We start from the raw sequence: 8,966 nt of genomic DNA, 5'->3' as shown, positions 1-8,966 counted from the left end.
TAAAGTTAGTTTGTCTAGCATCTAAAAATAAAAATTGACGTTTCACGTTGTTTGTTTCGTTCAGTTTTCAAAGAACTCATCTGCCGCTCAGAAGCGACTTTATTAATATAACATTTCGTTATATTTTCGTCAACAAATTTTTTCAATAAGTTGTTTTTCGTTTGTTTTACTTGTTACCTTTCGTGGCAACGAATATAAATATACCAGTTTGATTATTAAAATGCAATAGTTTTTCTAATAAAATTTTTAACTTAGTAAAAAAGTATAAAAACAGCACATTTCTTCTATATAAATATAATTTCTCGCACCATCAAGAGCTACTATCCCTACGTAGCTCATACTCAAATAAAAAAAGCTTTGGAGAAATCTCCAAAGCTTAGTCTTGTTTATGACGCATAGCAGGGAATAATAATACATCACGAATAGATGGTGCATTCGTTAACAACATAACAAGACGATCAATACCAATTCCTAGCCCACCTGTAGGAGGCATACCGTACTCAAGAGCTTCAATATAATCATCATCCATCATGTGAGCTTCATCATTACCTTGTTCGCGCTCTTTTAATTGCGCTTCAAAGCGTTCTTTTTGATCAATCGGATCATTTAGCTCAGTGAATGCATTTGCATGTTCACGTGCAACGATAAATAATTCGAAACGATCTGTGAATCGTGGATCTTCGTCATTCTTTTTCGCAAGTGGCGAAATTTCTACCGGATGACCGTAAATAAATGTTGGTTGAATTAATTTATCTTCTACTTTTTGTTCGAAGAATTCGTTTATAATATGACCAACTTCCATCGTATCCTTAATACCTACATTATGTTCTTTTGCAAGTTCACGCGCTTCTTCTACACTCATTGGATTCCAGAAATCTGCTCCAGAATGTTCCTTGATTGCATCTACCATATGAAGACGTGTCCATTCTGGTTCTAGATTAATTTCATAATCACCATATTGGATTGTTGTTGTACCTAGTACTTGCTTCGCAATATGCGCAACCATATTTTCTGTTAGTTTCATAATATCTTTATAATCAGCATACGCTTCATATAATTCAATCATTGTAAACTCTGGATTATGACGAGTTGATACACCCTCATTACGGAATACACGACCGATTTCATAAACTTTTTCTAATCCACCCACAATAAGGCGTTTTAAATGAAGTTCAATTGCGATACGCATGTATAATTCCATATCTAACGCATTATGGTGCGTAATGAAAGGACGCGCAGAAGCTCCACCTGCAATTGCATGCATCATAGGTGTTTCCACTTCAAGATAACCATTGTCATCTAAGTATCTTCTCATTTCACGAATGATTTTACTGCGAGTAACGAATGTTTCACGGCTTTCCATACTTGTGATTAAGTCTAAGTAACGTTGACGGTAGCGTTGTTCAACATCTTTTAATCCATGATATTTATCCGGTAATGGACGAAGAGATTTCGTTAATAGTGTAAAGCCCGTTGCCTTCACCGAAAGTTCTCCAACGTTCGTTTTGAACACTTTACCTTCAATACCTACTAAATCACCTAAATCTGCTGTTTTAAATAATTCATACTCTTCATCTCCAACAGCATCTTTACGAACATAAATTTGAACTTGTCCATGTAAATCTTGAATATGTGCAAATCCAGCTTTTCCTTTACCGCGTTTTGTCATAATACGACCAGCGATAGAAACAGAGATTTCTTTCTCTTCTAATTCTTCTTTAGAGAACTCTCCATATAAGCTTAATAAGTCATTTGTTGCATTTGTACGTTCAAATCGTTTACCAAACGGATCGATTCCTTGCTCACGTAAGTTATGTAACTTTTCACGACGAACAAGCAATTGGTCGTTTAATTCTTCGTGGTTCATGTTATCCATGGTATTGATATCACTCCAGCTCTATTAATTTTTACAATATATACAGTATAGCATTTTCTACTCAACTAGAAAAACTGCCAGCAACTAGCTGGCAGTTCTTCTTTCTTTCACGTAATTATAGGAAGTGTATAGAAGAATGTCAATCTTCCCTATCTATTATTAACCAACGTGAATTGTTTGTTGTTTCGCTTCTACTTCTTCTACAAATGCACCTAATACATTCGCAAGGTCCTCACGCGTATTACAAGCATTGATACCATTACGTACAGTTGCATTACCACGAACACCCTTTAAATACCAAGCTGCATGCTTTCTCATCTCTCTTACAGCGACATTTTCGTTCTTTAAATCGATAAGACGATCTAGATGCAACATACATACGTCAATTTTCTCACGCACTGTCGGTTCCGGCATTAATTCACCTGTTTCCAAATACTTTACCGTACGATAAATCATCCACGGGTCCCCAAGGGCAGCGCGACCAATCATAACACCGTCTACACCAATTTCATCAAGCATACGCTTTGCATCTTGTGGCGTTTCGACATCACCATTTCCGATAACCGGGATATTTACAGCTTGCTTTACTTGTTTAATAATATCCCAATCCGCTTTCCCTTCATACATTTGTACTCGTGTACGTCCATGAACCGCTACCGCTTGTCCGCCAGCACGCTCAACAGCTTTTGCATTCTCAATTGCAAAAATATGATCTGCATCCCAACCAATACGCATCTTAACTGTAACCGGCCTTTCAACAGCATCTACAACTGCCGCTACCATTTCATATATTTTATTTGGGTCTAAAAGCCACTTTGCTCCCGCGTCACACTTAATGATTTTCGGTACTGGGCAACCCATATTAATATCAATAATGTCTGCTGTCGTATATTTATCTACGTATTTCGCAGCATCTACAAGAGTTTCTTTCTCTCCACCAAAAATTTGTAAACTTAATGGCTTTTCTCTTTCATCAATATATAACATATCTAATGTTCTTTTGTTATTAAGTAATATCGCTTTATCACTTACCATTTCAGCACAAACTAAACCTGCACCAAATTCTTTTACTGTTAAACGGAATGCAGAGTTACACACTCCCGCCATCGGTGCTAATACAACCGGGTTTTTCATCTCAATATTTGCAATCTTTAACACTCGACTTACTCCTTCCTTCATAGTCACTTCGGCATTAATTCCTCCACTGAAACCTTTAATGCCTTAGCAACTTCCACTACAAAATCTTGGGAAGGCGATCGATTCCCTCTCTCAACTTCACCTAAAACAGATACAGATACCCCTAACTCTTTCGCAAAACCTTCTTGTGTATAACCTTTTAGCTTTCGAAAAGCACGAATGCGTCTTCCCCATTTTTCTGCTTCCATACCGTTACTCCCTCTCGCCTTTTCATTTCTTCTACTTGTGAACGTGAAATGTTTTGTTTTATATCTTGATTAATCTCTAACAACGGAACGATAACAAAAGCTCTTTCGAACATCCGCGGATGCGGAACAATAAGATTCTCTGCTTCAATATTTTCTTGATTATATAGTAAAATGTCAAGGTCGATGGTCCTCGGACCCCATCTAATTTCCCTTTTTCTTCCTAAATCATTCTCTACTCTTTGTGTAATTTTCAATAATTCTTGCGGTGATAAATTGGTAGAAATTTTTATAACTAAATTTAAAAAGCAACTTTGGTCAGTATAGCCAACTGGCTCTGTTTCATATACAGATGAAATATCGTTAACTTGGATATACGGGTTTTTGTTTAAAAACTGAATCGCTTCAGTTAAATACGTATAACGTTCTCCGATATTTGAACCTAATGCAATGTAAGCTATATTATTCATGGACGTTCTCTCGTAATTTCCACTGCTACAGCACGATAATGCCCAGGTATCGGCGGATCTGGTTTAATTACTTTAATTGTACAACGGAAAATACTCTCATATTGTTTTAATATATCTGCAGCAATATTTTCAGCGATACTCTCTACAAGCTTATACGTTCTATCTTCAACAACTTTTCTACATAACTCGAAAAGCTCTCCATAATTGACAGAATGCTCTAAGTCATCACTTTCTCCTGCCTGTTTCAAATCCAACTCCACCGTTAAGTCCACTTTAAATCTCTGACCCAATTTATTTTCCTCTGGGAATACACCATGATAACCGTAAAACTCCATATCATGAACATAAATTTTATCCAATTACTTTACCCCCTTACCAATCATCGCATCCATCATCTTAGCCATACGTGCCATTTCCTTCACATCATGAACACGAACAAACTCACAACCCTTTTCAATGCCGAGACAAACGGTAGCTCCTGTTCCCTCAAGACGTTCCTCTACCGGTAAATCTAACACATGTCCAATAAAGGACTTTCTTGAAGTACCTAAGAGAACTGGATAACCCAGTACGTTTAACTGTTCTAAATTACGCATCGCTTCTAAATTTTGTTCAGGTGTTTTAGCAAAACCGATGCCTGGGTCTAAAATGATATTCTCATCTCGCACGCCAGCATCTTTAGCAATTTTGATGCTTTCATATAAATCAGCAATCATATCAGCCATTAAATTGCGGTAATTCATGTTATCGCGATTATGCATCAAGATAATAGGTACATCATAATGAGCTGCAACTTCAGCGATTTTTGGTTCCGCCTTCGCTCCCCAAACGTCATTAATAATATGAGCGCCAGCTTCGATTGCTTGTTTTGCAACTTCAGCTTTATACGTGTCGATAGAAACAGGCAATTCCACTTCTTTTGCAACCGCCTGAATCATCGGAACAACTCGCTTTATTTCTTCTTCCATCGATACTTTAGCAAAACCCGGGCGAGTAGATTCACCGCCGATATCAATAATATGAGCACCTTCATCTCGCATTTCTTTCGCATGGCGCACCGCAGCCTCTACCTCGTTGTAACTCCCACCATCAGAAAACGAATCTGGTGTTACATTTAAAATCCCCATAATTAAAGTTTTTTCATTTAAGTTCAATGTATATTCGCCGCAGCGCAAATCATAATCCCACTTCAAACTACACATCTCCTCTTCACAATTCATTTCTGCTCCACAATTTCTCTCTCTGCATTTCATAAAGACTCATAAACCTTTTTGTAACCATACCTACTTTACCCGGGAAATCTCGTCCCTCTATATGATAAAGCGGGACAATTTCTTGAATCGAGTTTGTTACGAAGACTTCATCAGCTGAAAGTAATTCATCTTTTGTAAAGAAACCTTCCTTCACTTCGATGCCCAGCTCTTCAGCAACCTTTATAATAAACGCACGAGTGATACCATTTAAAATCCCTGTTTTTAGCGAAGGTGTATACAAAATATCACCTTTCACGAAAAAGAGATTCGAAACAATACCCTCTGCAACATAACCTGTTTCAGTAAGGAAAATACCTTCCTTATTCACAACATTTCCAATTTCACGTTTTCCTAAAATGTTATTTAAATAATGATGAGACTTTAAGCGAGACGCACCCTCTGGTGTATTTCGCACTTGTTTTAAAACAACCCCTTCTTTTTCCACTACATCTTCGGGGGCTGCTAAAGGTTTTATAAAAACAATAACAGACGGCTCTTCATACATTTCCGTTTGCAATCCAATTTCATCTATACCCGCTGATACATTAAAGCGTACATATGCATGCTCTAATTCATTCTTAACGAGTAAATTCTTCAAAATAAGCAGTACTTCATCTTTCGTCATTGTCCATTTAATTTGCAATGTATCCAGTGCATCTATTAAACGGTCATAATGATCATCCAATAAGAAAGGATGACCATTATAAATACGAAATGTCTCAAAAACTCCAAGACCATATAAATAACCATGATCATAAGGAGAAATTCTCGCTTCACTTGCTTCTACATACTCACCATTTACGTAAACTAACACGATGTCACACTTGGGCTGTATTTACGAATGAAATTCTGCAACAACTCTTTCCCGTGGGAAGTCATAATTGATTCTGGATGGAACTGTACACCTTCAATCGGTAATGTTGTATGACGGAGCGCCATAATTTCCCCTTCTTCTGTCCAAGATGTTACCTCTAAGCAATCAGGTAACGTCTCTTTCTTAACGATAAGGGAATGATAACGTGTCGCAGTAAACGGATTAGGGATATCCGAAAAAATCGTCTTTCCGTCATGATGCATAAGCGACGTTTTCCCATGCATTAAGCGCTCCGCACGTATAACCTCTCCGCCAAACACTTGTGCAATGGATTGATGTCCAAGACAAACCCCAAAAATCGGAATCTTTCCAGCAAAGTATTGAATAACCTCCATACTAATACCTGCTTCATTAGGACTACACGGACCTGGCGAAATCATTAAAAAGTCTGGTTTCATATTCTCAATATCTGAAATAGTCACTTCATCGTTACGTTTAACAACAAGCTCTTGTCCAAGTTCTCCAAGAAACTGCACTAAATTAAATGTAAAAGAATCATAATTATCAATCATTAATATCATTTCTCTCACCTAACCGTTTCTTCGCTACGTTCTTTTGCACGCCATAAAGCAATCGCCTTTTTTAACGACTCTTTATATTCATTTTCCGGATTCGAATCAATTACAATTCCCGCTCCTGCTTGTACATGCGCTTTTCCATCTTTAGCAAGCAGTGTTCTAATTACAATATTCAATTCTGTATCTCCAGAATAACCGATCCACCCGATTGAACCTGTGTAAATCCCTCGGCGAACAGGTTCTAATTCTTCAATAATTTCCATCGTACGTATTTTCGGGGCACCAGTAATTGTTCCCCCAGGGAATACAGCCTTCACTAAATCAAAAGCATCTTTATCTTCTTCCACCTCACCACGCACATTAGAAACAATATGCATAACATGTGAGTATTTCTCAATTACCATAAATTCATCTACTTCTACAGTGCCATATTTACAAACACGCCCTAAATCATTTCGTTCTAAATCCACAAGCATGACGTGCTCTGCTCTTTCTTTTTCGTTCTCAATTAACTCTTTTGCTAATTCTTCATCCTCTTGCTCATTCGCCCCTCTAGATCTCGTTCCAGCAATCGGTCTTGTACTTACTTCGGTTCCCTCTTTCTTAATTAGCAACTCTGGCGATCCACTAACAATTTGAAAATCCCCGAGCTCCAAGTAACCCATATATGGAGATGGATTAATCTCACGAAGACTTGTATAGATTTCTAGTGGGTGTGTTTGTAACGTTCTTTCTTGCCTTGTCGACAAGTTTACTTGGAACACATCACCAGCCCCAATATATTCTTGAATACATTCAACTGCCTTCATAAAACTTTCTTCTGTAAAAGCAACTGTTTCACTTTTCTCTTCAGGGCATGCAAAAGGTATATTCACTTCTGGCGCTTCTGTCGCCCAAAGAATCTTCCATTCATTTAATCGCTCTTTTGCCTCTTCATGCTTATCTACATAATGTGTAATAATCCATAATACTTTTTCTTTTTGATCATAAACAAACACATCATCAAATAATAAAAAGAATATATCAGGTATATTAATGTCATCCTCCGCATGGGAAGGGAGTTTTTCAATATAACGGATGCAATCATAACTAAAGTAACCAATTGCACCACCTTGAAATGGAGGGTATTCCGGATTATAGTCCGTTTTCCATCGCTCCATATATTCCTGCATTAAATCTAATGGGTTTCCTTGTTTTATTGTTTCCTTACCACTTTCGCTTATATGTAACGTTTCACCCTTCCCTCGGATTACCGCTACTGGGTTCAACCCCACAATGTTATAACGACCGCCACGTCCACTCTCTAACAAAATATGTTGCGGTTTATCCTTAGAAAGAAATTTATACTGCTTAAAGAAATCTAACTGATATGGAATAGAAAGCGCTAAAGATTTTCTTCGTTGCATATCAACACCCCGTCTTCTTTTATCCCACCCTCTTAGATTAACCACCTCAAACTACATTCGTTATATATATAAAGTGGTTATACTCGAAGGCTAGTGAAAATAAATTAATTATACTACCTCTTATTTTACATGAAGTTTTCTAGTCATTCACTCTTTTCCTATTTCCAATCCAAAAAGAAAAAGCATCCTTTTCAAGGATGCTTTTTCAATCACATATAATTAAGACTCAAATTGATAAAGCGGTGTACTTAAATAACGTTCACCGTTACTTGGGATAATAACAAGTACCTTTTTCCCTTTACCTAACTTTTTCGCAATTTCTGTTGCTGCATAAATAACTGCTCCAGAAGAGATACCCACCAAAATACCTTCCTCTTTAGCCACTCTTCTTGCATATTCAAATGCTTGCTCTGCTTTTACTTGAATAATTTCATCATATACCTCTACATCCAATGTCTCTGGGATGAATCCCGCACCGATTCCTTGGATTTTATGTGGACCCGGTTTCCCACCAGATAGTACTGGTGAATCCGCAGGTTCTACTGCATAAATTTTAATATCTTTATACGCTTCCTTCAACACTTCACCAGCACCAGTAATCGTTCCACCTGTACCAATACCTGCAATAAACGCATCTAATTGGTCACCCATTTGTTCAACAATTTCTGGCCCTGTTGTTAAACGATGAATTTCTGGATTCGATTGGTTTTTGAACTGTTGTGGTATAAAGTAGCCATGCTCTTTTGCTAATTCAGTCGCTTGACGAATCGCTCCACCCATTCCTTCAGGCCCTGGAGTCAATACTAATTCCGCACCGTAAGCACGTAATAAATTACGACGCTCAATACTCATTGTTTCTGGCATTACTAAAATTGCCTTATATCCTTTAGCGGCCGCTACCATCGCTAAACCAATTCCTGTGTTACCACTTGTTGGCTCAATGATTGTATCGCCTTCTTTTAATAATCCTTTTTTTTCAGCATCTTCAATCATAGCTAATGCAATACGATCTTTAACACTGCTCCCTGGATTCATAAATTCTAATTTTAAGTATATATCTGCGCTGTTTGATTCTACGATGCGGTTCAACTTAACGATCGGCGTTTTCCCGATTAATTCTGAAACTGATTGTGCCACTCGCATTCCTGTCACTCCTAACACCGAGTATTTTTATTGGTTTTATCTAT

10 protein-coding genes are annotated in these 8,966 nt (G+C 37.5%); all 10 read right to left on the bottom strand.

All coding sequences use genetic code 11. The features are described from left to right. Positions 1–376 precede the first annotated feature (376 nt). The gene (gene lysS, locus JDS99_RS23195; protein WP_000369672.1) at positions 377–1,876 is read right to left on the bottom strand and encodes a lysine--tRNA ligase; all 1,500 of its coding nucleotides are present in this window, start codon (positions 1,874–1,876) and stop codon (positions 377–379) included. A gap of 159 nt (positions 1,877–2,035) precedes the next feature. Next, positions 2,036–3,034: a tRNA dihydrouridine synthase DusB gene (dusB, locus tag JDS99_RS23190; RefSeq protein WP_199695794.1), complete on the bottom strand. Its 999-nt coding sequence runs from the start codon at positions 3,032–3,034 to the stop codon at positions 2,036–2,038. A 23-nt stretch (positions 3,035–3,057) separates the two neighbouring features. Beyond that, on the bottom strand, positions 3,058–3,261 hold the full coding sequence (locus JDS99_RS23185) for a helix-turn-helix domain-containing protein (protein WP_000387029.1): 204 nt from the start codon (positions 3,259–3,261) through the stop codon (positions 3,058–3,060). After that, complete coding sequence (folK, locus tag JDS99_RS23180) at positions 3,213–3,728, bottom strand: 2-amino-4-hydroxy-6-hydroxymethyldihydropteridine diphosphokinase (protein WP_001059453.1); 516 nt, start codon at positions 3,726–3,728, stop codon at positions 3,213–3,215. The genes JDS99_RS23185 and folK overlap by 49 nt, the downstream gene beginning before the upstream one ends. Beyond that, positions 3,725–4,087: a dihydroneopterin aldolase gene (folB, locus tag JDS99_RS23175; RefSeq protein ID WP_000358076.1), complete on the bottom strand. Its 363-nt coding sequence runs from the start codon at positions 4,085–4,087 to the stop codon at positions 3,725–3,727. The genes folK and folB overlap by 4 nt, the downstream gene beginning before the upstream one ends. Further along, positions 4,088–4,948 carry a dihydropteroate synthase gene (folP, locus tag JDS99_RS23170; RefSeq protein WP_199695793.1) on the bottom strand — a complete coding sequence of 287 codons (861 nt, stop codon included), beginning with the start codon at positions 4,946–4,948 and terminating at the stop codon, positions 4,088–4,090. Further along, on the bottom strand, positions 4,938–5,795 hold the full coding sequence (gene pabC, locus JDS99_RS23165) for an aminodeoxychorismate lyase (protein ID WP_088610213.1): 858 nt from the start codon (positions 5,793–5,795) through the stop codon (positions 4,938–4,940). Before pabC ends, folP begins: the two co-directional genes overlap by 11 nt. Next, positions 5,789–6,376, bottom strand: a complete 588-nt coding sequence (gene pabA, locus JDS99_RS23160) for an aminodeoxychorismate/anthranilate synthase component II (RefSeq protein WP_000602298.1) — start codon at positions 6,374–6,376, stop codon at positions 5,789–5,791. The genes pabC and pabA overlap by 7 nt, the downstream gene beginning before the upstream one ends. Before the next feature lie 5 nt (positions 6,377–6,381). Further along, on the bottom strand, positions 6,382–7,779 hold the full coding sequence (gene pabB / locus JDS99_RS23155; RefSeq protein WP_001189683.1) for an aminodeoxychorismate synthase component I: 1,398 nt from the start codon (positions 7,777–7,779) through the stop codon (positions 6,382–6,384). A 219-nt stretch (positions 7,780–7,998) separates the two neighbouring features. Beyond that, on the bottom strand, positions 7,999–8,922 hold the full coding sequence (gene cysK, locus JDS99_RS23150) for a cysteine synthase A (protein WP_087983740.1): 924 nt from the start codon (positions 8,920–8,922) through the stop codon (positions 7,999–8,001). Positions 8,923–8,966 lie beyond the last annotated feature (44 nt).

The organism is Bacillus cereus group sp. N6 (genome assembly GCF_016483705.1).
Taxonomy (GTDB): Bacteria; Bacillota; Bacilli; order Bacillales; family Bacillaceae_G; genus Bacillus_A; species Bacillus_A wiedmannii.
Note: the sequence above shows the minus strand (reverse complement) of the source record. Positions and strands in the feature narration are given on the sequence as shown.

Bases quoted from the DNA above. Each gene is read 5' to 3' on its own strand.
- lysS (WP_000369672.1), bottom strand. From the start codon at position 1,876: ATGGATAACATGAACCACGAAGAATTAAACGACCAATTGCTTGTTCGT.
- JDS99_RS23185 (WP_000387029.1), bottom strand. From the start codon at position 3,261: ATGGAAGCAGAAAAATGGGGAAGACGCATTCGTGCTTTTCGAAAGCTA.
- folK (WP_001059453.1), bottom strand. From the start codon at position 3,728: ATGAATAATATAGCTTACATTGCATTAGGTTCAAATATCGGAGAACGT.
- folP (WP_199695793.1), bottom strand. From the start codon at position 4,948: ATGAATTGTGAAGAGGAGATGTGTAGTTTGAAGTGGGATTATGATTTG.
- pabA (WP_000602298.1), bottom strand. From the start codon at position 6,376: ATGATATTAATGATTGATAATTATGATTCTTTTACATTTAATTTAGTG.
- pabB (WP_001189683.1), bottom strand. From the start codon at position 7,779: ATGCAACGAAGAAAATCTTTAGCGCTTTCTATTCCATATCAGTTAGAT.
- cysK (WP_087983740.1), bottom strand. From the start codon at position 8,922: ATGCGAGTGGCACAATCAGTTTCAGAATTAATCGGGAAAACGCCGATC.